The sequence below is a fragment of the Burkholderia sp. BCC1208 genome, assembly GCF_902833095.1.
In the GTDB taxonomy this organism is placed as follows: domain Bacteria; phylum Pseudomonadota; class Gammaproteobacteria; order Burkholderiales; family Burkholderiaceae; genus Burkholderia.
Window position 1 is genome coordinate 44,331 of the sequence record NZ_CADFDY010000018.1, and the last position, 21,639, is coordinate 65,969.

A 21,639-nucleotide genomic window follows, 5' to 3' on the forward strand; every position below is an offset into this window, starting at 1 on the left:
TACCGCGAATCGCATCCAAGGATACTCAATCGACCGGCGCGTGACAGCCTTCGGAGCCGCATGAAACGTCAGGCATCGTGATATCGCGGCGATTTGACAATGCTTGACCGGCGATTCCGCGCGGCATCGCCGGCGCGACACGCGGGCGACCGCCATTCCGTATCGCCGGCCCGCGCGAAGCGTCATAGAATCGTCGTCGCCGGCCGTTCGGCCGCTGCGGCCCGACATCAATCTCGAACATGAAGGACACTCGCGTGGCGCTTGCCCATCGACTTCTGCTGATCGCCGGCGCATCGACCGCGCTGATGGCCGGCGCCGGTACCGCCGGTGCCGCTGGTGCCGCCGGTGCCGCGCCCGCAGCCACGGCGGCCGCGGCCTGCGCGTCGCCTTCGTTCGACCGCTATCCGGCACCGGCCGCCGCCCGCGCGCCGCGCAAACCGGCCGCGTCGCCTCGGCTCACCAGCAGCGAAGCGCGCCTGTATCGCACCGTCATTCGTGGCGAATTCGCGCAACCGGCCAATTTTGCCGGTCACTACCGCGTCGCGATCTGGGGTTGCGGAACGGATTGCCGAAATTTCGCGATCGTCGACAAGGACACGGGCGCGACGTACACGATGCCCGGCGTGAAATCCGTCTCGGGCGTGATGGGCAACGACGACGAGCGCGTCGACTTCCGTGCCGGCAGCAAGCTGCTGATCGTCGCCGGCTGCTTCAACGACGATTGCGGCGACGGCAACGCGAAAGCGGCACGGTTCTTCTACGAATGGACGGGCACCCGGCTGCGTCCGGTCGGCACGTGCCCGCTGGCCATCGAGCCGGTTCAGTGAGCGGCCCGGACGACTCATGACATCCATCCACCTCAGTTTCGACGACGGTCCCGGCCCGTCCACGCCCGCGCTGCTCGACGTGCTGCGCGATGCATCGTGCACGGCGACCTTCTTCGTGCTCGGCAAGCACCTGGCGGGCGCGCTCGACGTCGCAACGAGAATCGCGCGCGAAGGCCATCGGCTCGGCAATCACACCCATTCGCATGCGAGGCCGGGTGCGCTCGCGGACGTCGCACTGATCGACGAAATCCACACGACCGATACGCTGATTCGCGACATCTACCGCCGCGCCGGCCTTGCCGCGCCGGACGCGATCCCGCTGCGTCTTCCGTACGGATTGATGCCGCAGGACGATCGCGCTGCCGTGCTCGCGCGCCTGCAACGCGAACACACGGGCTGGACCGCGATACTGGACGACTGGCAGCGGCCGGCGCCATCGCCGCAGGCGCTGTTCGACGCGATGTGCGCGCACGCCGATGCCTGCGCGGCGCAGCATCGCGACGCGCTGTTCTGCCTGCACGACGGATCGCGGCACGGCGACGCGCGGCCCAACACGGTCGAAGCCGTGCGGCTGTTCCTGAACCGGCAGCGCTGACGCGACGGCCGGCTAACCCGCGGGCAGCGCCCCGTCCAGCAACTGACGCCAGCCGCCGAGGAAGCCGATGCCGGGCCCCGGCATCCACAGTCCGCGCTGCGCGGCTTCGAGATGGATCAGCGTCTGGTCCGCGCAGAACAGCGCCATCAACGGCTCGTGCTTGTCGCGCAGCCATTCGGGCGCCGCATCGGGCCGCGTCGCCGCATAAGCGTGCAGGCAGGCCGCCCATCGCCCACGGTCGAAGACGAAGCAGTCGTCCCGGCCCGCATCGCGCGACAGCGCGAACGACGCAAAGGCCGCCTCGAGCCATTGCGCCCCCTGCCCCACATCGTCGAAATCCAGCACGCCGTTCACCGCGTTGCCGACATACAGCAGGTTGCCCGCGTGATAGTCGCCGTGCAGCCAATGCGCCTGCCCCGTGAGCCACGCCGACGCCGCGTCGAGATGCGCGCCGATCCGTCGGATCACCGTGTCGTAAGCGCCGCGCAGGTCGCCCGGCAGCGACGGCATCGCGCGCGCCGCGACGCGCGCATGGCGTGCGGACAACCACGCCAGCGGCGCCGCTTCGCTTGCGGGTATCGCGGCCAGTGCCGCATGCAGATGCGCGAGCGTGCGCATCGCATCGGTCGCCCCCTTGTGTGCGTCGTCCGGCAAGCCGGGATGGCCGTCGATATGCTCGAACAGATGCAGCCAGCTTCCGTCGGACGTCTGCACGCCGGTTTGCGCATCGACGGTCAGCCTCAGCCGAGGCAGCGCGGGCAGCGTCGACGCTGTGCGCGCATCCCCGAGACGGCCGAGGATCAACGCCTCGCGCCGCATTTGCCCGAGCGGCTTGCCGGCCCACGACACACGCAGCACCGTGCGCCCCGCATCACACTCGACGAGATACGTTTTGTTAGTATGGCCCGACGCCAGCGCCTGCAGGCGCGCCGGCCCGATGTTCCAGTACCGGTGCAGCCACGGTTCCAGCGTTTTCACGTCACTCCTACTCGTTCCATTGACCATGTCAGAGCGTCCTTCGGCCCGCATGCGGGACATCAACATCGAATGGCTGACGCAAGCCGCCGAATTCGGCCATCTGTTCCAGACGCGCTGGCTCGGCGAGCGCTTCTTCCATTTGCCCGGCGACATGCTCGCGCTGCAGGAACTGATCTGGCGCGAGCGCCCCGACTGCATCGTCCAGACCGGCATCGCGGCGGGCGGCGGCGTGGTGTTCACCGCGTCGATGCTCGAGCTGGCGGGCAACCCCGGCCGCGTCGTCGCGATCGAACCGCGCCTGCGCGACGAGGTCAGGCAGCGCCTGCACGCGCACCGGCTCGCGCATCGCATGGTGCTGATCGAAGGCGAATCGTGCGCGGCCGACACACTCGCATCGGTGCGCGCGCAGATCGGCGACGGCGCACGCGTGATGGCGATCCTCGATCTCACGCATACGCACGCGCACGTGCTGCGCGAACTCGAATGCTATGCGCCCTTCGTGACGCCCGGCAGCTACGCGATCGTGATGGACACCATCATGGAGCACCTGCCCGAGTCGATGTTCGACGGCAAGCCGTACGGTCGAGGCAACAACCCGGCCACGGCAGCACGCGAATTTCTTGCCCGCGACGATCGATTCGAAGTCGACCACGACATCGAGGACCGCGTACTCATGACGCTGTCGCCAGGCGGTTTCCTGAAGCGAGTGCGCTGATCAGGCGGCCGGCTTGCGCGGAGCCGTCGCGCGCGGCATAGCTGTCGCGAATCCGTGCCGCCTGCTCGCGCAACGGTCCGGCACGCAGCAGGCGTTCGAGCGCGTCGGCGATGTCCGCGACGCCGGCCTGCTGCAGATCGAGCACGCAGCCCGCGCCGGCCCGCTCGACGAAGTGCGCCGAATGGAACTGGTCGTTGCAGAACGGCGACAGCAGCATCGGCACGCCGCACGCGAGCGACTCCATCACCGAATTCGCGCCGCCGTGGCTGACGAACGCGTGCGTGCGCCGCAGCAGCGCCAGTTGCGGCGCGTACCGTACCGCGATCACGCGTTCGTCGCCGGCCGGCAGCAGATCCGAATCGAGCAGTTCGCCGACCGACAGCACCAGTTGCGCGGACGTCGCGCGCGTCGCGTCGATCACCTTCGCGAACACCTCCGGATGGTAGTAAAGCTGGCTGCCGAGCGACATATAGACGAGCGGGCGATCCGCATCGAGGCGTTCCCACGGGAACGCCGTCTCGTCGCCGCGCGGGCCCGACGGCATCGCGGGGCCGACCAGTTCGACACCGGGCGGCGGCGCGCCGACCAGCGCGTCGGTCGTAAACGCGAGCGTCAGGTGCGGCGACAGCACGTCGCAACCGCGAAAGCGTGCGTCGAGGCCGTAGCGCGCGAACAGCCGCGTGCGTTCCGGTTCGAGCCATCGCACCGTGCGCAGCAGTTCCGAATCGAGATCGTCCGGCAACACCGGATTCAGCGAATTGGACATCGAAACCCACGGCAGCCCTTCCAGTTCGGCGGCGATCGCCGCGGCATAGAGCAGCGGATCGATCACGACGACGTCGGGCTGCCATTCGCGCAGCACCGCGCGGACGCCGTCCACCTGCGCCGGCGCGAGGTCGATCAGCAGCGTGCGGATCCAGTGCCGCAGCCAGTCGGCGTCGCGAATGTTCGCGGCGAAGCTCGCGCCGCGCGACAGGTCGTGGCGCTCGGGCGTCTCGCGCGGCCCGACGAACGTGAAGCCGCCGGCGCCGTCGAGCTGTTCGCTGATGTCGGCCGGCGCATAGAACGCGACGTCGCAACCGGCGGCGCGCAGATGCTGGGCCGGGCCGATGCAAGGATTGACGTGGCCCTTCTCGGGCACCACGCAGAACAGGATGCGTTTCATGAGCGGCTCAGGTTGGGCGATGCGCGGCATCGGGATGAAGGCGATCGAGATGATCGAGAATCAGTGTCAGCGTCGTCCACAGCACGCGTTCGGTATCCGTCTGCAAAGCGGGCGCGGCCAGGCCGAGCATGTCGGCCAGCGCATGCGTGCGGTCGCGATCGAGCAGCGTCGCGAGATCCATCGCCGGCGCGAGTCGCCCGCGCTTGGGGCCGTGCACGAGACGGTCCGGCAGGTTCAGGCGCGCACCGAGATCGCGCAGGCACTGCTTGTCCGGGTCGGGCGCGAGGCTCGTCAGATGCGCGACGACGGCGGTATCGACGAACGGCGGATGCAGCTCGACCGATGCGGCGTCGAACAACGCGTGGCACAGCGGCAGATAGTTGGCCGACCGGTCGCGGCGCAACACCTGATCCGCGCCGTCGCCGGTGATCGCCACCTCGACGCCGTCCGCCGCCATCGCGTCGGCAAGCAGCAGCTTCGCGACCGGATGCAGGTTGAACATCGGCTCCTCGACCGCATGGGTCGTCCTCGGCAGCGCCGCGATGAAATCCGCCTCGTTCGCGCGCACGATCTTCACGTTCGCCTGCATCAGCGTGGCGAGTTCGAGCGCCGCGTCGAGTTCGCAGTAATCGGGCATGTCGGTCGCGAGGATGTAGGCCGTCACGTGCCGCAATGCGCCGAGCTCGCGCAGCAACGCGAGCAGCAGCGCCGAATCGAGCCCGCCGCTCAGCGCCAGCGCGACGCGCTTGCCGCTGTCGAGCGCGCACTGCAGCGACGCGCGCAGCACGGTGTCGAGGTCGGCTTGCTGCGGGCGATTAAGCGCCGGCTGCACCGTCAGCCCTTGCGGCGACCGGATCAGTGCATGACCGGGCGGCACCGCGAGCACGTCGCGCAGCACGGTGCGGCCGACGAGGCGCTCGCCGCTCAGGTAGCCCGCGATGGCGGCCGCGTCCGGCGCGCCGGCCGGTTGCCCCGACGCCCGCAATACGGCGCGGATGCCGGACGCCGACACGCCGCTGGGCGAATGGTAGTGCAGACGATCGAAACCGAACGGGTCGCGCGTGCCGGCGATCATGGATAACGAGCCTTCAAGGTGTCCACTTCAATGCGTTTGAGGATGCGATGCGGCGCCACCGGCGCGCTGCCGCCCTGGCAATGCAGGCACGCTTCGAGCGGCGTCTCGCGTTGCAGATAGGCGAGCATCGCGTCGAGCATGCCCGCGTCGTCGCGCAACGGCAGGCCGTCGGCCTGGAAATCCTTCTCGCCTCGGTACAGCGTATGGAAATGCGCGGGACGCGTGCACGTGTAGAACATGCCGTCGCGAATCATATGGCAGCGCTCGCGAATCCAGCAATCGTGATAGATGCGTCGGGCTTCGTCGCGATCCGTGCCCGGCTGGGCGCGGTTCATCGTCGTGAATACGTCCTGCACCTTCCAGTTCAGACGCACGTCGAAGCGCGCGGCCTGATGCTCGACATGCGCGACCAGGTCGGCGGAAAGCGCCGGCTTGGGATAGCGCGAGATCGTCAGCGCATCCACCGCTTGCCAGAACGCGTCGGGCATCTCGCCGAGTTTCAGGCCGTTCGTCGTGACCGAGATCACGGGCGCGATGCCGGTGCCGCGCACGCGTTCGACCAGTTCGACGAGTGACGGATGCAGCAGCGGTTCGCCGCCGACCAGCTTGAACATGCGCGGGCGCAACACCTTCGCGGCCTTGCGCAGATCGGCTTCGATCGATTCGGGGCTGGCATGCCACTCGGGCAAAAGCGGCGACAGCGAGCAGCATTCCGCGCAGGTCAGGTTGCAGTGATCGACGATATGCGCTTCCAGCGAGCGCGTCTGGATGCGCCCGTCCTCGACGCGGTAATCGCGATCCAGCGGCGGCGGAAACACGTGCTGCCGCTCGCCGGGTCGCGGCGGATTCGGGATCTTGTTCGGATTCGCACTCACATCAGCTTCCTGCTTCCATGCAACGGGAAAAGAAATCGACCAGATGGCCACGCGCGTCCACCATCGCGGACGCCATCGTCACCGCGCCGTTCAGGTGCGACGCGAAGCGCGATGGATCGTCGAGCCAGCCTTGCACGATCCACAGCTTGAGCGCGTGCTGCAAGCATGCGGCATCGACCGCCCATGCGATGTTGGCCAGGTTCACCGGCCGCACGCGCCGGTAGGCGCGCACGAACGCTTGCGCGAGGTGCGGCGCTTCCAGCGGCAAATGATTCAGGCATCGCACCAGCTCGTATTCGCGAGGCGCGCCGATCGACGCTTCCCAGTCGAGGATCAGCGGCGGCAGCGTGCCCGTGAACAGATAGTTGAACTGGTTGTAGTCGTTGTGGATCGGGTGCTGCGGATCGTCGGCCGGAAACGCCTCGATACTGCCCGGATAGTAGCGATCGAGCATGCGCAGCGCGAGATCGACATAGCGGCGCAGGTTCGCGGCGGCGGTGGCGTTCGCATCGGCTCGATCGAGTGCATCCAGCAGACTGGCGCGTACCGCATCCGCGTCGATCGAGGCCAGCCGCGCGCGGATCGTATCGAGCGACGGCAGATGCAGGGGTTCGAGGCTCAGGTGCAACGCGGCCAGACTCGCGCCGAGCGCCTCCCATTCGGTTGGCGAGAACGTATCGTAGGTTCTGAATTGCCCGGCTTCCCACCGCGTCAGCATCGCGTGCGAATGCTGCCCCGACCACAGCGATTCGCCGGACGCCGTACGCTCGAGCGTCTGCACATGGAAACGGCTGTCGCCATGCGTTTCCAGATGCGCGAGGACGGCGGTTTCCTTGACTGCGCGCGCGTGGTGTTCGAACGCATAGAGCTTGACCGCCACATCTGTACCGCCGGCAGCCGGCAGATGCCACACCCGTTCGCTGACCTGCGTCGGCGGGCCGCTGCGATGGAGCCCATAGGCGTCGCGAATCTCGTCGAAGGTGACGGCGAGCGAATCCATTCAGATGTGCTCGGCCGGCCCGTGCCGATACGGATGACCGGTCAGGAACGTGTTGTGTCCGACGTAGCGCAGCTTGTACATCGCAGGCCGGAACAACACCGACGGATCGTTGTTCGCGATGCCGAGCAGCGGGTACAGGTCGCGCCGCACGAAGAATGCGTTGTTGCCCATGTCGTCGCAGCAGACGAGCTCATAGCCCTTCTGCCGGCCGAGATGAACGAGCGATTCGAGGCTCGCGCCGTAATAGGTCGAGCCGTCCCATTCGTGGTCGGGATTGAAGCACATGACCCAGCGCTCGGGCGGCGTGTAGTACGGGTTGTATTCGATCACGACGATGCGCGGCTCAAACGCTTGCAGGCCGCGCCACACCCAGTAATCGTTGCCGTCGATGTCGATCGACAGCAGGTCGAAGTCGGTCGGTACGTTCGCGTCGGCGAGCAACTGGTCAACCGTGTCGGGCTGCACGCGATCGTGATGCAGGCGGACGCGCTCCACGCCCGCGTAGTGCGCGGCAAGCTTGCCGAACCGGTATGCGCTGCCTTCCACGAGTACGCCGGCCCAATCCTGCTCGCGCAGCAACCGCGCGGTATTGCTGTTGCGCAGGCCGTCGCTCGCGCCGATATCGACGCAGAAGCGGTTGGTCGGCGCGATCCGCTCCATCAGGCGCGACAGGATGCCCTCCTCGGTGCCCTGCGCGTACAGGCTGGGCGCGAGGCCGGACAGGTCGAGCGGGAGAGGATGATCCTGCATCGAGGGCGGCTCCGGGGCGAAATGGGGAATGATGGGTGGCGTTGGATGGGTAATTTACCCGAAGTCGATTGAGCAGAGGAAACTGGAATGGGCGCGTGGCCGGGTTTTGCCGCGGCAGATATGAAAAAGCCCGCATCGACATGGCTGTCGATGCGGGCCTGTAGCGCTTCCGGCTGTTCGCCCCGGGGCGGTGATGGCTAACCTGGACCCACGACCGGACAAAACCTCAGGACACTTACTCCTGCCCCTGACTCGTCAGGAACTCCTCGTAATTCCCGCCGAAGTCGAACAGCGTGCCGTCCGTGCGCACTTCGATGATCCGGTTCGCCAGCCCGCTCACGAACTCGCGGTCGTGCGACACGAGACCACTTTCATGTTCTTAATCAATCACTTGGAGAACGTGAATGGCCACAATCACCCTGCGTGGGACAAAATGGCAGGTCAAAATCCGCCGTAAGGGGCAGCCTAGCCTGTCCGCAACCTTCGCCAGCGAGGAAGCCGCTACGCGCTGGGCTGCGGAACACGAGCCCGGACACACGGCCAAGCCCGTTGATACCGGCCCCACTGTCGGAGACCTGTTCCGGAAGTACATCGAGCATCCCATACCTGGAAAGCGGTCAAGTGAGTGGGACCGCCGCACGCTGCAACGTCTGCTCAAGAAGGAAAAGAAACTTTGCTCCGTTCCTGCTGCCCAGCTCAACAAGTCCCATCTTGCCGAGTGGCGCGACCGGCGCATAACGGAAGTGCTCGGTAGCTCCGTAGGTCGCGAGCTGGACGCCATCTCAGCCGTCTACCGAATCGCGATAGACGAATGGGAGATGGGGCTCACGGTCAATCCTGTGCGTGGCTTCCGGCGACCCAAGCTCCCCCCTCCGCGTGACGTGCGGCTAATGGCCGGTGACGACGAGCGGCTGATAGAGAAGGCTCTTGACTTCAACCGCGAGATTGCCCCGGCAATCATCCTTGCCATTGAGACAGCCATGCGCCAAGGTGAGATAGCAAAGCTGCGGTGGGAACACATCGACCTTGAAGCGCGCACCGCCCTTCTTCCCATGACAAAGAATGGAACTCCCCGAAAGGTCCCGTTATCCAGTCGAGCTATCGAGGCGCTGACGTGGTGCCCACCACCTCACAAAGGCCGAGTCTTCAAGCTGACTCAGTCCGCCATGAAGTACGCTTTCTGCCGTGTCCGCGATGAATGTGGGCTGGGCACACTTCATTTCCACGACCTGCGGCACGAAGCAGCAAGCCGTCTGTTTGAGAAAGGGTTGAATGTGATGGAGGTGGCGGCCATCACTGGCCATAAGAATCTCAAGCACCTTCAGCGCTATACACACCTTCGCGCTGAAGACCTGGCGCTCAAACTGGGCTAACGGATGGCGGGCTATTTGCCCGCCTTTTCTCTTCCCGCGCTACACTTAAAATATCCGAAACTGCGACGCTGACAGCGCATCAGCCACCGTTGCAGGCTGGCTACGGGCGAACAAATGGGAACACACGGCGCACGAATTCCGCCATACGATAGCTGACCACCTACGCGATGTTGGATACCCCACAGGGGTTCGCCTTTCGATTGGCGGATGGCCAACCAAGCGCCAAGCTGCGGGGTACGACGAGGGGCGCAGTCTTCCCATCAAGCGCGAGTAGCCAGGTAAGGCTGTTGGCTAGGCCTTCAGCTTATTGATAAAGGGCAACGAGACCAGTGAGACCACGATTTTCTGACCGTATCGGCGCAACCCAGACGCCGGAGATGCTTCAGATTGATAGCATAGACGCCCCGCTTAGAGCATCCCTGTGGAACATCATCCATTCACTGTGTGAGACACAGGGCAACAACGACAAGTGGGTACTCTTGGCGCGCGCGATGTCCACCCACGTGACCAAGACGCCGATAGATGACCTCCCTATTTATGGAATCCAAAAGAAGCAGTGGGTTAGAGCGTGGTATGACAGCCAGGAATGGCACGAGGTGTACAACTTCATTGAGTTCCTGGTTGACAATGCCAACCAGATTCTCCGTGGTGTAAGCGGTCAAAACACGCGTCTGATGGATGCGTTCAACCATGTGCTGGAACGCGAACGCTCGGGTTACCGCTTTGTCGCTGGTGTGCTTTCTCCCATTACAAACAGAGAAGAGTTAGAGTCAGTTGAGGATGCTGTCCGATCAACTGAAAGAGCCGCGTTAGCAGGCGCGAATGAGCACCTTCGAACCGCCCTCGCTTTGCTTGCTCAGAAGCCCGAGCCGGACTATCGGAACGCAACCAAGGAGGCTATCAGTGCCATCGAATCGGTAACCAAGGTTCTTGGCGAGTCATCGGCACAGGGGCTTTCAGGCGCACTCGCTGACCTGAATAAGAAGGTAGAAATTCATCCATCGTTGCGCAATGCGTTCGTCAAGCTCTATGGATACGCGAGCAACGAGGAAGGGGTGAGGCACTCACTAGGCGATGAAGCAACAAACGTGGGTTTCGATGAAGCCAAGTACATGATTGTGGCTTGCTCGGCATTTATGAACTACCTCATCTCGAAAGCCAACGTCGCTGGCCTGCTGACAGGGAAGTAACTAGCACGGCTTCACCGCCTGATCCGTCTGCGATTCGCTAGGGAATCACAACCCCTAGTGGATTGCCGCATCAACTCAAGCGGTTTTCCACTATACCCCAGGGGCTTACGCAAGCCCCTATCCCGTTGCTATCGTGCATCCCTGACAATCCATCAGAGGGGCTGCAATGGAGCACATCATCAAACTCCCTAGCGAGCGATTGCCGGCCTGGCCGGAACTTGACGAGCTCTTGAGGTTCGCGGCCAGTCTTGCCGAGCTAGATATATCTGCCGGCCTGGATGCAGATGCCGTTAAGCATCTCGTGAATGCCGCAATCGACCTCCTCAAGGCTGCGTGTAGCGGCTCACCACATGCTGCCATGCTGGGTCTGCTCCAGGCAAACGAGCTTCCAGAGGTGGAACGCCTTAGTGACTCCCTGAAGTTCGTGCGCGCCCGTCCAGCCATCTGAGCAATCGCACGGGTACAGCCCATATGCCGACCTACAGAAAGAGAGGGAATGGCCGCATTCAGGTGATGATTCGGCTCAAGAATGCTGCCCCTGAATCTCGCACCTTTGATGGCATCCAGGATGCTACTTCCTGGGCCACGGCGCGTGAGCTGGAACTGGGACGGAAACCTACGCACGGGAGGCAGCTTGCTTCCCGCCTTGGCCCAACGCTAAGGGAGGCCCTTGAGAGGTATGCCAGTGAGGTAACGCCGCGCAAGAAAAGCTTCCGTACAGAGTTGGGCGTTATCAGCCGATGGCTCAAGAATCCATTGGTCGACCTGCCCATCTACGGAATCCGTGGTGCTGATTTGACCGCGTACATGAATCAGCGTTTGGCCCGAGGAATAGCCATCGCCACCATACGCACCGAGATTGCGCTGATTTCCCACCTATACGAAGTTGCGCGCACCGACTGGGGCTATGAAGATGTCCTGAACCCCAGGAAGGCCATGCGGAGAATCCAGCAGGGAAACGTTAGAGACCGCCGACTCCGACCGGGGGAGTTCGACAAAATCATCGGATGGTGCGAACGTGTCGGAGATTACTGGCTCAAAGCTTCCGTTATCGTCGCAGTTGAAACAGCGATGAGAAGCGGTGAAATAGCGTCGCTCACCTGGCCAAACCTGGACCTTGATGGGCAGCTCGCGTATCTCCCTGATACAAAGAACGGCTCGCCTCGCATAGTCCCCCTGTCACGTGCAGCAGTGGCAGCCCTTCGGACTCTTCCCATGCGACCTGGCCGGCCCGTCTTCGATATTCGAAAGGGCAGCATCGCGCGGCGCTTCAAGAAGGTCCGTATTGCGTGCGACTTGGAAGACCTCAAATTCCACGACCTCCGGCATGAGGGCATCTCCCGTCTATTCGAGAAGGGATTCAACATGATGGAGGTCGCGGCCATCAGTGGTCACAAGACTCTTCAGATGCTCAAGCGATACACGCATCTGGACCCTAGGAACCTGCTGGGGAGGCTCGGCTAACCGCATCAAGCATTATCGCCTGCGTTGATCTGCTCCCGACATACGACCCTGAACCTCTATCGCGAATCGTGTGGCAAAGCTCACGGCAAACTCGGCATCCTCGCGGCTACCCGGCTCGCTGATGTGAGAGCTCTCCCACATATACTCTCCGGAGGTCCGGCGCTTCACAAGTGGGACAATCGATTCAAACCTCACGAGCTCGTCAATGTTGACCGAAAGAGCCAGCATTAAGCTCAGCCGTCTGCTGCCAGCGTTGACGTGATGGACGTAGTTCTCAATCTCTTTCAACATTCCGGTAAATTCATTGGTCAGAGAACCGAGAGAAGGGGGAGCCAGCAGAACCCTCTGTGACGCCGAGAAAAGAAGTTGGCCCGTGACCAAATCAACGGCCTCCGCGCTATAGCCCAACGCGCGGCCCCATCCGTCTGTCATCAGACACTCCTCAGCCTTCTTGAGTCTCTTGTGGGCCTCTGGAAGTACAACCAGGTCTGCCATAGATACAGCGCCAAACTCTTTCGCAAAAAAACGCGGAGTTGCTTTTTCGAAGAAGTCCTGCGTGTAGTTCAACAGCCTACGGGCATCCGCCCTGTCCGGCACCAGACCGTAATGCTTGAAACTAACACGGGCCTTGTTCAGCTCATTCATACGAGCTCTAAACGGCACGCGTCGGCCATCATCGCTCCCGGCCAGGGTATCGATGTAATCCATGCACTTGGCGAACTCTTCCGGCACCTTCGAATTCGGTTGAGGATTGCTCTTGATGATGGCGCGTAGAAACAACTCAACGGCGTCCTGTGCAATCGATACGGCGAGCCCCGCATGAACAGCACCGTTGCGAGACAGATGAGCTTCAGCCTCCATGTAGAGGCTTCGGCAAAGTACGATTTGTCCTAACTCCATGATTCGCCTTACGGGCCCCTCTTATGGAGCCCCGGATCAATATACTTATGATATATGGGTGGCTGGGTAGCGATGGGCCGGTGGTGAGTGCCGTCCTGCCTATCCACCTCATTCCTCTCTGCTGATTGCCACCCTGTTACCCGTGTGCTGGGTGAATACCGAGCGCATGACATTTTCTACTAAGTCTGCCTCATCTTCGCTGACAAGCACTGCGTCATGGATGGGAAGACCTACAAGTCCCCTCGCCTTCAGCTCCAGCATCACGTCCACGATAATATCGCTCTCCGTCCTCATGGCCTCCATCCCTGATCGACAATAGAAACGATGAGCAATCGGCGCGTGGTATGTCTCGATGTCCCCGCATACCTTCGATAGCTTTGCTCCCGCAGGTAGCGCGCCCGCTTCCAGGTCATCAAGCCGATTGAACCTACCCCCGGCGTGGGTCATTGCTCCAAAGACTTTCTTGATTCCTGTCCGATGAAGTTCATACCCAGGGATAGCATAGGCATCATCCACGAATGGAATCCCCTCCAGTCCATAGTGAATAGATGGCCCCATCTGCTTGTAGTCCAGCGTAACCGTAGCCTCTCCGTCAATGTAGATGTCCTTGCGCTGCTCCTTGGTCATCTTCTGCCAGAATCCGCCGCTGAGCCTCCCGCCGTGCGCGAAGGTCCCGTTATTGAAACTGCGGGTCATCTTCCGGTCATCGACTGAAACACCAGGAATAGCCCCGGTCAGGCAAATGTCAGCCACGCTCAGCCATGCATTGATGGTTTGCACTTGCCGGCGCAAATCGTGCGTTACCTCGTCATCGGCATACTGCATCCAGCTACTCGCCCCAGCCTTTTTCGACGCCTTGAGAACGATGACCTCTTCGGCGTCGTCTCGCCCAAAATCTGCGTAGGTCAGGTTCAATCCTGAGGCTCGCTCGATGAGCCGGTCGGATGCCCGGAACGTCGTCTGAGGGTTCGTGTTGCCAAACGGGTTGACCATCCCCAAGGAAATCTCAAGTAGGTCGATTTGCGGGCCAGCCAGCAGGTCCATAACATCAGGCAAGGTCTTTCCCATCACCTCTGATTGGTAGCGGCTCCTATAGCCGAGAATCCGCTTGGAACGCGTAACGGTGACCAACCCGCCCCGCCCGCGAACGTCTTGAAGCAACGCTTCGCAGATCAGGCATTCCACCTGTCGCGCAAACACGCGTTGGTCATCGGGCCTACGCCTCCGTTGCCTCAAGTCCAATGCCGCTTCGTGATCTTCAGCTTCTTTCGCGATGGACAGCACAAAGTCCTTAAGCAGCGGATTACGGGCCACGCGATGGCTGTTCAAATGCGTATCACGTAACTCGCCCACGGTCGCCTCCATATCCATCCTCTCTAGAAAAACGAAAGCCCCCGCCTGAGTGAGGGCTCAAATTGCATTGATGCCATTCGTTGCGCGCGCATCTTTCCTTGAACTTCGGTCGAATCTTGACTAGCCTGCCGATAGCAGGCTACCGAGTAGCAGCCCCAATCTCGACACCTTTCCGCTTTCGCGGTGTCACACCCGGTTCTCCCAACGTGGCCGTCAATCCGCCCCAAAGCTTGCCGTGCCGGATGCTGCTGATGGTCATGGCTGACACACCGTAGCGAGCTGCGAGCGCTGAGCCCGTATCTGTAGACCTCCAGATTTCCGTCACCTGAATCTCCGTCAGCTTGGACTTTCCGGCATGGCTCGCAGATGCGGGTTTCTGTTTGCCTGTAGCCGCCCGCTCCGCGTGGATACGGGCGCTGATCTTTGCGTTTTCCTCTTTGGCCTTCTGAAGCCACGCTGGTAGCTCCCGCGCGGGTGTCTGGATGCTGTCCGCCGTCTTGGGTTCAGGCAGGGTGGAGCTGGCCTCTACATCGGCCCACGTAGGTTCCTTGCGGGGAGCCAGTTGCTTTGCATGAGCGAGATTGCTGGTAAGTTCAGCGGCCTCGCCTGCCTTGCGTGCGGCCTCTCGCGCCTCCGCCAGCAAGTCAGGCCCTTCCCAAGGCGGGATGTCTTTGATGTCAGTGGTCATGCCAGTGCCTCCAGTGCAGCATCCAGCTTCGCGGTACGCGCTGCCGACTGGTCCATCTCTGCGGTTTCCAGCGTTGCAATGTACAGACCAGCGCGGCCATACACTTCCACCAGCCATCCACCCAGCAGCCGGGTTACTCGGGGAGGCAAATCGCGATAGACGCGCACTGCCCGACCAGTCCGCGAGTTGTGGGAGACGCCCACGTTAACATCCGTAAGGCGCATCACTCGACGCACGAGCTGGAACATGAATGCTTCGTCCGATGGGAACCGCGCGGGGCGCTCATGCTGAAGCAGATACAGCGCCAGGACCACGCTCGCGACTTCATCAGCCTTCACGTTGTCAGCCAGCTTGATGACCTCTTGGTGGGCGCGCGCTTCGGTCCGGTTATACGGCTCTCCCCGGAACATGCGTGCTTGCGATGCTCTGCTGTGGTCAGCAAAGGCCGCCCAGTTGGCCCGGAGCATCCCCCACGCCGGGCTGTCCGGATTCCGTTTGATGCGGTTAGAGATGCGCTGGCGGTACGGCTTCAGCTCACTGACCTCCACACCCTGCATGCGCGGGTGTCCGTGGCGCTGCTGAGCGCGCCTATGTGTATTGCAGAACGGCGAATAGCCGCCCGCCTTTAGGCCACAGCCCGATACAGAACATAACTTCATGGTCGATTGAATTTGATGAAAAGTAGTGCCCGTAGGCACGGAGACAAGCGAACGCGCAGAAATACAGACAGAGACATCCAGCGGATGCCGCTAGGACGCCACCACAGCCCCGCTAAGGGCTCCGCTGGATGGACTGAATCAGACTTGAGGCTGCACGAATGCAACGTGACCCAGGCCCTCCAGCACCGCCAGCTCCTTGGCCAGCTCCTGCCGATCAAACCCAGCCAGCGCCAGGAACTCGTCAGAGATTCCCGCAAGCTCTCCGAACCCGGCCACCTGAAGCTCATCCCGATGCTTCTCCCAGCCAGGGAAGCCCCACGCCCACCGCCCTGCCCCTTCACGTTTCGCGATGGCCACGGGCGGATTGCTGCGGATGATTGATGCGAGCTCGAAGGGGCTCTGAGCTCGGATGGTTGTGCCGTCATCGTTGAACACTGCGGCCCCATCGGTGGCCGTAGCGACTACCGCCAGCAGCGGCGCAAGGGCTCCATCGAGAGCCATGAGGGTTTCGTTACGTTGGTTCATAGGTTTCCTGAGGTAGAAAAAGAAAAGCCGCCCTCACCATCACTGGCGGGGCGGCGTGGGTTGGAACGGATGAGGTACTAGCGGGACGAACGCGCGGCCTCTTTGATGCCGTTGTAAAAGGCAATGGGACCGCTCACCATGAGGGCTCGAAGGTTGTTCCGTCGAACGTCCTCACGGCGGTTCCCGTCCTTGTCCAGGTAGGTGACTTTGAGAGCATCCTGGAATCCCGCCACGTCCTTGCGAGCGAGAGCGCCAAGGGCTTTGTGGAACTGACCCACATCACCCACTTGGTAGCTCACATCCGTGAGGGCAGCCTTTTGCGGCATCGAGAGTGCTGGCCAAAGGTTCGGGTCTACGGCATCCACCGCCTGCTTTGCTCGGGCTTCATAGCGCGGCAAAGACACCTCCAGGAGCCGTGCAGCTTGCTCGGGGGTGATCTGAACGGAGCCGTTCTTGATGCCATCAATGGACGTAGCGGGGATACCAGCGCGCCGGAAGTCCTCAGCGATGGTCCCAGCGTTGGCGTTCAGGTTGTAGCCATAGCCGATGTTGTTACCGGCCTTCGGGTTCGGGTCGGGCGTAGCCTTGAGTACGAGACCTTCGCCCATCGCGGTGAGGGCTGCGGAGAAGTTGCCACCACCCAGGAAGGAGCCCGCCTGGTTCACCTGAATCTTGGACCCTTGACCGGTCAAGCGGGAGCCTGATAGCCCAGCGAACGAAGCCGGGGCCGTGGGGAATTGAACCAGATTCCTGACGCCCGATTCAAAGGCTCCATCGCGAACCTTGTCAATCTGAGCGCGCGTGATGTCGCTGATTTGCTTTAGGTTCGTGGCCTTTGCGAGAAGCTCAGCATTGTCCACCAGGTCCTGAGTAGTGGCTGTGCCGTTGCCCAGCTTCTGCTTCAGTGCTGACATGGATGCACGTTCGTTTTGCGAGAGCAGCTTTTCATTCGCAGCCTGAGCCATGATCTGACTGAACGTGACATCTTCCAGCTTGTGAACCGGAGCGCCGTTGATGAACGCGGCCAGTGTGTACTGGAGGTATCCGGAATTCCGTGTGTGAGGCGGGTTGAGATTCAGACTCCAATGTTGAATCGTTCCGGGTAAAGCAGTGCGAACTGCGTCATCGCGCTCTTCCAATCGTGCCGGGAGCCGGTCCACTTGGCAACGACGTTGCGCAGCGCCAGCCATATCAGTTTGAGCGCGGCCTCGTCCGACGGGAAGTGGCCGCGCGCCTTGATGATCTTCCGAAGCTGCATGTGCAGCGACTCGATCGCGTTGGTCGTATATACAATTTTCCGGATGTCAGGCGCGAAGGCGTAGAACGGAATCACCTGATCCCAGGCTCGGCGCCAGAGCGCGGCAATCGGAGGGTATTTCGTACCCCACGGGCTCGTATCGAACGCGTCCAGCGCCACGGCGGCGGCTTCGGCCGACGGTGCCCGATAGATCTCCTTGAGCGCCGCTGCGACCGATTTCCTGTCTTTCCAGCTGGCGAAGTCCAGTGAGTTCCGGATCAGATGCACGATGCAGGTCTGGACCGTCGTTTCCGGGAACACCGTGTTGATCGCTTCCGGGAAGCCCTTCAGGCCGTCGACCACGGCGATCAGGATATCCTGCACGCCGCGCAGCTTCAGGTCGTTCACTACCCGCAGCCAGAACTTGGCCCCCTCGGTCTGCTCGATCCAAAGGCCCAGCACGTCGCGTGTGCCGTCGCGCCGCACGCCCAGCGCCAGGTAGATCGCCTTGTTGCGCACGACGCCTTCGTCGCGGATCTTGACTCGCAAGGCGTCGAAGAACACGACCGGGTACATCGGCTCGAGCGGCCGCTGCTGCCATTCGCGCACTTCGTCGATCACGGCATCGGTCACCGTACTGATGAAGTCCGGCGACACCTCGATGCCGTACATCTCCAGCAGGAAACCCTGAATCTCCCGCACGCTCATGCCGCGTGCGTACATCGCGATGATCTTGTCGTCGAAGCCGGTGAAGCGTCGCTCGCCCTTGGCGATCAGCACCGGATCGAAGGTACCTTCTCGGTCGCGCGGAATCTCGACGTCGAGCAGGTCATCGTCGGTCGCGATGCGCTTGCGGCTGGTGCCGTTGCGATGGTTCGTGCGGCCTGCCGGCTTGGCATCGCCCTTCTCGTAGCCGAGGTGGTGGGTCAGTTCACCGCCCAGCGCGCGTTCGAAGATTGCCTTCTTGAGCGCCGCAAGCTGCTCGTTGATCGTCGCCCGATCCAGCGTGCCGGGTACCAGTTGCTTGATCAGTTCCGGGTCCAGGTTCAAGCCCTTGCCCGGTTCAATCGTCACTTCTTCCTTGCGTTTGCGTGGCATAAAGTGGCTCCTTGGCCATCAGTTTATGCCTCACACACAAACATTCGGATAGGTTCTGTGTACTTCCCATCCTTGCTGTAAATCAGGCCCACTGACTGCAAGGGATCAGCCGGAATACCCAGAACCCCAGCCACCGCGCGTGACACGATTCCTGGCCCGTCCTGGATGTCGTACTTCTGGCGAGCCTTCGAGATGTAGCTGTCGATTGCATCCTTCGCGGCATCACTAGCCTGCCCGTCGGGCACCTGCACGTTGATTCGATTCGCCTGGTCGTACACGAAGTTAGACCGCACTCGCCCTGTGATGTACTGGTCCGCTTGCTCCTGCGTCGCGCTCGGGTTCCGCTGGTAATAACGCTGGAGGTCAAGCTGAGCCCACGTGTCTACCGCGTGCTCGTTAACAGCAGCTCCGTACCCAGCCGCGCTGGCAATCCATCCCACAACAGGCCAATGCTGCAAGCGGCCGGTGGTCAGATTCGACACCGTGCTGGCTACGTGCTGCTTCCATTGCTGGTCACTGGTGATTTCCTTTGCGGCTTTGATTGCCTCCGGTGAGATTGTGCGATATGCACTCTGATAGGCGGCTTCATCACTCACGCCCGCTTGCCTGTCCCGCTGGTACGAGTCATAGAGCGCCGCCGCTTTCTCATCGAAATACAACGAGCGGATTTGATCCGGCAGACCGCCATACATCGCCGCAGCCAAACGGAACTGACTTGACGGCTGTTCTCCTGCTGGCGGTACTGCATTTACTGTTCCGTCGATGAGGGCCTTCAGTTTGCTGTTCGCGATGTCGCTGCGTCCTGAGCGGCCCGTGATGTCCACGATGGACTTGATAGCCTGCTGCACCTGAGGGAGCTGCGAGGGGTCACCTCCAACCTTCCCAGAGGCAACTTGCATGAGAACACCCACGTCAGGCTGCTGGACGGTATCCAGAGCTGCCTGAGCATCTTTCTTGTCGAGCGCCCAGGCCGTACCAGAGCCAACCGACTGTACCGCCTGTACGTTCTGCTGCGCAGCGTCAGCCATGCTCTGTAGCCGTCGATACTCGCCCAGTGCCGCGCTTGCGCTCTTGAACTGATTGAGCGGGCCGATGCGATTCACGAAGTCATTGATGTCCGGCTGTTTGCCCTGACTCGCGGCCTCTTCATCCGCTACGGTCCTCTTGAAGAAGTCCGTCTGCTGCGCCTGCTCGATGCGCTGGTTCTGCTCTTCGAGAGCCCGATGCTGGAGGCGGGTGGCCTCAGATTGAATCTTAGGGTTCATCTGCTGGAGCGTCAGGCCAGTGTGCGGGTCCTTGAACTGCGTGAACAGGTCGAACAGCTCCGGCCGACCGCCAGCTTGCGAGGAAAGATTGTTGATCTTGTCCAGGAGCATGTCAGCCATCTCAGGGCGGGTCATCATGCCCATCTGGCCGCGCATCGGCTCCAGCGTCTGCTGAACGCCATCCCACATCTGCTGAAGACTCTTGGTCGGGTCCAGGACGCCATCAGCGACAGCGGAGAAGTTGCCGAATGCGGTCTCCTTCAGGCGCTGGAATTGCACCTGAGCGAAGTCCTTGCGGACACTATCGGCTGTCGTAGCGACGCTCTTGGATACCTGGTCGACAATCGCCGGGTCCGTGAGGCCAGTCGTGTGCTGCGCAACCTGCTCGTGGAGGAACTTCTCCGGGTCAAACCCGTCCTGGTTCTTACTCTCCTGGTAGGCACTCAGGATGTCCGTCTGAACCTGATTGCCAATCTTCAGGCCCACCGCGTTGCGATAGCCCTGAGCGAACGTATCGGTGAACGCTGGGTCCACGCGGGAGTCAGCGGACGGAGGGGGAACCTTGATGCCTCCGGTCTGCGCGTCGATGAGCCCAGCGTCACTGAGCTGGCCCGCTGAGGTGCCTGCCTTGAAGGCCTGCGTGGCATCCTTCTGGTTCTCCAGGTTGACGTACTCCTGGAGTGCGGGATTGAACGTCTGGAGCCCCGTAAGGAGCCCGTGAAGGGTTGCATCCTGCTGTGGTGCTGCGTAGGTATCGACCGGTCGCTCTTGCGGCTGGGAGAACACCTGACGGCCCGTAACGGGAACCTCAGGGCGGCTGGTGATGGACTGCGGGGAGTTAGGGGATTGTGGCATGGTGGTGTGAGGTTGTTAGGTGGATGACCCAGGCATCTTGAAACCGAATGCGTTTGCGCCAGGGACCCCGCCCGTAACGCGGTTCTTGATGGACTCCTGGTTGGTGTATGCGTTGAGTGCGCCACCGGCAATCTGGAGGCCTGTACCGATGAGGCTCGGCTGTTGGATGCTGGCTGTTCGTGAGACTGCTTGCGCGTAGCTGCCGTCAAGCTGGCCGACCATCTGACGCTGAACTGATGACGCATTGGCCTGCATGGCTGCGATGTCCTGCCCAGCGTTGAAGTTGGCTTCGTTCGTCACGCGGTCGTTACTGCCCCCGCCGTTGGTCCCGGAGTCAGCCGCGAGTGCTTGGAGGTGGCCCGTTTCGATCATCGCTTGGCGAGCCCGTTCAGACATCTGCTCGGCTGCCGCTTGGCTCTGCTGGGTCATCTGGTTCTTCGTGTCAGTTACCTGAGCATCGTAGGCTGCTTGTGCTGCGTCTCCCTGGCGCTTAGCCGCTTGGCTCTGGCCCACGTAGCTGGCCACCGCTGTGGCTGCGCTCATTGCCATACTCGCGATGGTCATGGTGGAGAGGCTGAGGCTTGCGGGCTCACACATGGCGCGGTGCCTCATAGAAGAATCGGAAGCTGCCCGGAGGTCCCTGGTTCGGTGCTACATCGCCAATGACAAAGCCCAGGTGTTCCAGCATCGTCATTGCCTCCACGTTGTTCGAAGCCACCGTGTTGGCCAGGGGCACATCAGCAGCGCGAACGCTATCGAGCCAAGCGCGCGCATGTGACAGAAGCTCGCGGGCATGGTCTGCAACAGCAGCGGAACAGCGCATCCACGGCACGTTGACCATCGGATAGCGCACGAGGCCAAACACGGCCTCAATCTGGCCATCGATCAGCAAAGCCCAGGACTCAGCAGATGCCCGGACGGATTCAGCCAGACGGGCCTCAGGCGAACCGTAAGCGCTTCGCCAGCACCGTCTGTTCATGAAGGTTCATAGGCGGCAATCTGGTTCCCATCAGAATGTAGTGGGAACCAGAAAAAATGGAAATCAAGGCGCA

At 62.0% G+C, this 21,639-nt stretch carries 23 protein-coding genes and 1 pseudogene; 7 read left to right on the forward strand and 17 right to left on the reverse strand.

Annotated features, from left to right (window positions below; translation table 11 throughout):
- Positions 1-254 precede the first annotated feature (254 nt).
- Positions 255-827 carry a hypothetical protein gene (locus HWX09_RS32790; protein ID WP_027784522.1) on the forward strand — a complete coding sequence of 191 codons (573 nt, stop codon included), beginning with the start codon at positions 255-257 and terminating at the stop codon, positions 825-827.
- 16 nt (positions 828-843) lie between these two features.
- A complete protein-coding gene (locus HWX09_RS32795) occupies positions 844-1,422 on the forward strand; it encodes a polysaccharide deacetylase family protein (protein WP_027784523.1) in 579 nt (192 codons plus the stop codon).
- A 12-nt stretch (positions 1,423-1,434) separates the two neighbouring features.
- Here HWX09_RS32795 and HWX09_RS32800 read toward each other — a convergent pair whose 3' ends face one another.
- On the reverse strand, positions 1,435-2,400 hold the full coding sequence (locus HWX09_RS32800; protein WP_027784524.1) for a phosphotransferase: 966 nt from the start codon (positions 2,398-2,400) through the stop codon (positions 1,435-1,437).
- A gap of 25 nt (positions 2,401-2,425) precedes the next feature.
- On the opposite strand from HWX09_RS32800, the gene HWX09_RS32805 reads away from it, so the two are divergent.
- Positions 2,426-3,115: a CmcI family methyltransferase gene (locus HWX09_RS32805; protein WP_027784525.1), complete on the forward strand. Its 690-nt coding sequence runs from the start codon at positions 2,426-2,428 to the stop codon at positions 3,113-3,115.
- Here HWX09_RS32805 and HWX09_RS32810 read toward each other — a convergent pair.
- From HWX09_RS32810 to HWX09_RS33925, 6 genes and pseudogenes are all read right to left on the reverse strand, one after another.
- Positions 3,072-4,280 (reverse strand): glycosyltransferase, encoded by a 1,209-nt coding sequence (locus HWX09_RS32810; protein ID WP_027784526.1) that lies wholly within the window; start codon positions 4,278-4,280, stop codon positions 3,072-3,074. The two genes, HWX09_RS32805 and HWX09_RS32810, sit on opposite strands and share 44 nt — an antisense overlap.
- 7 nt (positions 4,281-4,287) lie before the next feature.
- Entirely contained in the window at positions 4,288-5,355 is a 1,068-nt protein-coding gene (locus tag HWX09_RS32815) for an asparagine synthase-related protein (protein WP_027784527.1), read from the reverse strand.
- A complete protein-coding gene (locus HWX09_RS32820; RefSeq protein WP_027784528.1) occupies positions 5,352-6,230 on the reverse strand; it encodes a 4Fe-4S cluster-binding domain-containing protein in 879 nt (292 codons plus the stop codon). The genes HWX09_RS32815 and HWX09_RS32820 overlap by 4 nt, the downstream gene beginning before the upstream one ends.
- Before the next feature lies 1 nt (position 6,231).
- Complete coding sequence (locus tag HWX09_RS32825; protein WP_027784529.1) at positions 6,232-7,230, reverse strand: phosphotransferase; 999 nt, start codon at positions 7,228-7,230, stop codon at positions 6,232-6,234.
- Positions 7,231-7,980, reverse strand: coding sequence for an FkbM family methyltransferase (locus HWX09_RS32830; protein ID WP_027784530.1), 750 nt, complete (start codon positions 7,978-7,980; stop codon positions 7,231-7,233).
- Between the two features lie 235 nt (positions 7,981-8,215).
- Positions 8,216-8,341 (reverse strand): annotated as a pseudogene (locus tag HWX09_RS33925) (hypothetical protein); the annotation flags it as partial.
- Positions 8,342-8,384: 43 nt separating this feature from the next.
- On the opposite strand from HWX09_RS33925, the gene HWX09_RS32835 reads away from it, so the two are divergent.
- From HWX09_RS32835 to HWX09_RS32850, 4 genes are all read left to right on the forward strand, one after another.
- Entirely contained in the window at positions 8,385-9,353 is a 969-nt protein-coding gene (locus tag HWX09_RS32835; protein WP_027784532.1) for a site-specific integrase, read from the forward strand.
- A 329-nt stretch (positions 9,354-9,682) separates the two neighbouring features.
- On the forward strand, positions 9,683-10,543 hold the full coding sequence (locus HWX09_RS32840; protein WP_264835739.1) for a hypothetical protein: 861 nt from the start codon (positions 9,683-9,685) through the stop codon (positions 10,541-10,543).
- A gap of 166 nt (positions 10,544-10,709) precedes the next feature.
- Entirely contained in the window at positions 10,710-10,991 is a 282-nt protein-coding gene (locus HWX09_RS32845) for a hypothetical protein (RefSeq protein WP_027784534.1), read from the forward strand.
- A 23-nt stretch (positions 10,992-11,014) separates the two neighbouring features.
- Entirely contained in the window at positions 11,015-12,007 is a 993-nt protein-coding gene (locus HWX09_RS32850) for a site-specific integrase (protein ID WP_027784535.1), read from the forward strand.
- A gap of 12 nt (positions 12,008-12,019) precedes the next feature.
- Here the strand turns inward: HWX09_RS32850 and HWX09_RS32855 are convergent, their stop codons facing one another.
- The 10 genes from HWX09_RS32855 to HWX09_RS32900 all read right to left on the reverse strand — a co-directional run bounded on the left by HWX09_RS32855 (position 12,020) and on the right by HWX09_RS32900 (position 21,479).
- Positions 12,020-12,868, reverse strand: coding sequence for a hypothetical protein (locus HWX09_RS32855; protein WP_027784536.1), 849 nt, complete (start codon positions 12,866-12,868; stop codon positions 12,020-12,022).
- A gap of 147 nt (positions 12,869-13,015) precedes the next feature.
- Entirely contained in the window at positions 13,016-14,272 is a 1,257-nt protein-coding gene (locus HWX09_RS32860) for a hypothetical protein (protein WP_155257363.1), read from the reverse strand.
- A gap of 127 nt (positions 14,273-14,399) precedes the next feature.
- A complete protein-coding gene (locus HWX09_RS32865; protein ID WP_155257364.1) occupies positions 14,400-14,948 on the reverse strand; it encodes a hypothetical protein in 549 nt (182 codons plus the stop codon).
- Positions 14,945-15,505 carry a hypothetical protein gene (locus HWX09_RS32870; protein WP_155257365.1) on the reverse strand — a complete coding sequence of 187 codons (561 nt, stop codon included), beginning with the start codon at positions 15,503-15,505 and terminating at the stop codon, positions 14,945-14,947. Before HWX09_RS32870 ends, HWX09_RS32865 begins: the two co-directional genes overlap by 4 nt.
- 240 nt (positions 15,506-15,745) lie before the next feature.
- On the reverse strand, positions 15,746-16,132 hold the full coding sequence (locus HWX09_RS32875) for a hypothetical protein (protein ID WP_027784539.1): 387 nt from the start codon (positions 16,130-16,132) through the stop codon (positions 15,746-15,748).
- A gap of 77 nt (positions 16,133-16,209) precedes the next feature.
- Complete coding sequence (locus HWX09_RS32880; RefSeq protein ID WP_155257366.1) at positions 16,210-17,271, reverse strand: hypothetical protein; 1,062 nt, start codon at positions 17,269-17,271, stop codon at positions 16,210-16,212.
- A complete protein-coding gene (locus HWX09_RS32885) occupies positions 17,208-18,467 on the reverse strand; it encodes an IS256 family transposase (RefSeq protein ID WP_027784541.1) in 1,260 nt (419 codons plus the stop codon). The genes HWX09_RS32880 and HWX09_RS32885 overlap by 64 nt, the downstream gene beginning before the upstream one ends.
- Before the next feature lie 23 nt (positions 18,468-18,490).
- Positions 18,491-20,518: a hypothetical protein gene (locus tag HWX09_RS32890; RefSeq protein WP_027784542.1), complete on the reverse strand. Its 2,028-nt coding sequence runs from the start codon at positions 20,516-20,518 to the stop codon at positions 18,491-18,493.
- An 84-nt stretch (positions 20,519-20,602) separates the two neighbouring features.
- Complete coding sequence (locus HWX09_RS32895) at positions 20,603-21,130, reverse strand: hypothetical protein (protein ID WP_155257368.1); 528 nt, start codon at positions 21,128-21,130, stop codon at positions 20,603-20,605.
- A gap of 46 nt (positions 21,131-21,176) precedes the next feature.
- On the reverse strand, positions 21,177-21,479 hold the full coding sequence (locus HWX09_RS32900) for a hypothetical protein (protein ID WP_155257369.1): 303 nt from the start codon (positions 21,477-21,479) through the stop codon (positions 21,177-21,179).
- Between the last annotated feature and the right edge of the window lie 160 nt (positions 21,480-21,639).

What these genes read in the sequence shown, in the direction of transcription:
- HWX09_RS32865 (WP_155257364.1), bottom strand. Translation starts at nt 14,948, where the DNA reads ATGACCACTGACATCAAAGACATCCCGCCTTGGGAAGGGCCTGACTTG.
- HWX09_RS32830 (WP_027784530.1), bottom strand. Translation starts at nt 7,980, where the DNA reads ATGCAGGATCATCCTCTCCCGCTCGACCTGTCCGGCCTCGCGCCCAGC.
- HWX09_RS32845 (WP_027784534.1), top strand. Translation starts at nt 10,710, where the DNA reads ATGGAGCACATCATCAAACTCCCTAGCGAGCGATTGCCGGCCTGGCCG.
- HWX09_RS32885 (WP_027784541.1), bottom strand. Translation starts at nt 18,467, where the DNA reads ATGCCACGCAAACGCAAGGAAGAAGTGACGATTGAACCGGGCAAGGGC.
- HWX09_RS32815 (WP_027784527.1), bottom strand. Translation starts at nt 5,355, where the DNA reads ATGATCGCCGGCACGCGCGACCCGTTCGGTTTCGATCGTCTGCACTAC.
- HWX09_RS32795 (WP_027784523.1), top strand. Translation starts at nt 844, where the DNA reads ATGACATCCATCCACCTCAGTTTCGACGACGGTCCCGGCCCGTCCACG.
- HWX09_RS32810 (WP_027784526.1), bottom strand. Translation starts at nt 4,280, where the DNA reads ATGAAACGCATCCTGTTCTGCGTGGTGCCCGAGAAGGGCCACGTCAAT.
- HWX09_RS32895 (WP_155257368.1), bottom strand. Translation starts at nt 21,130, where the DNA reads ATGAGCGCAGCCACAGCGGTGGCCAGCTACGTGGGCCAGAGCCAAGCG.
- HWX09_RS32870 (WP_155257365.1), bottom strand. Translation starts at nt 15,505, where the DNA reads ATGCAGGGTGTGGAGGTCAGTGAGCTGAAGCCGTACCGCCAGCGCATC.
- HWX09_RS32835 (WP_027784532.1), top strand. Translation starts at nt 8,385, where the DNA reads ATGGCCACAATCACCCTGCGTGGGACAAAATGGCAGGTCAAAATCCGC.
- HWX09_RS32875 (WP_027784539.1), bottom strand. Translation starts at nt 16,132, where the DNA reads ATGAACCAACGTAACGAAACCCTCATGGCTCTCGATGGAGCCCTTGCG.
- HWX09_RS32850 (WP_027784535.1), top strand. Translation starts at nt 11,015, where the DNA reads ATGCCGACCTACAGAAAGAGAGGGAATGGCCGCATTCAGGTGATGATT.
- HWX09_RS32860 (WP_155257363.1), bottom strand. Translation starts at nt 14,272, where the DNA reads ATGGAGGCGACCGTGGGCGAGTTACGTGATACGCATTTGAACAGCCAT.
- HWX09_RS32805 (WP_027784525.1), top strand. Translation starts at nt 2,426, where the DNA reads ATGTCAGAGCGTCCTTCGGCCCGCATGCGGGACATCAACATCGAATGG.
- HWX09_RS32825 (WP_027784529.1), bottom strand. Translation starts at nt 7,230, where the DNA reads ATGGATTCGCTCGCCGTCACCTTCGACGAGATTCGCGACGCCTATGGG.
- HWX09_RS32855 (WP_027784536.1), bottom strand. Translation starts at nt 12,868, where the DNA reads ATGGAGGCTGAAGCTCATCTGTCTCGCAACGGTGCTGTTCATGCGGGG.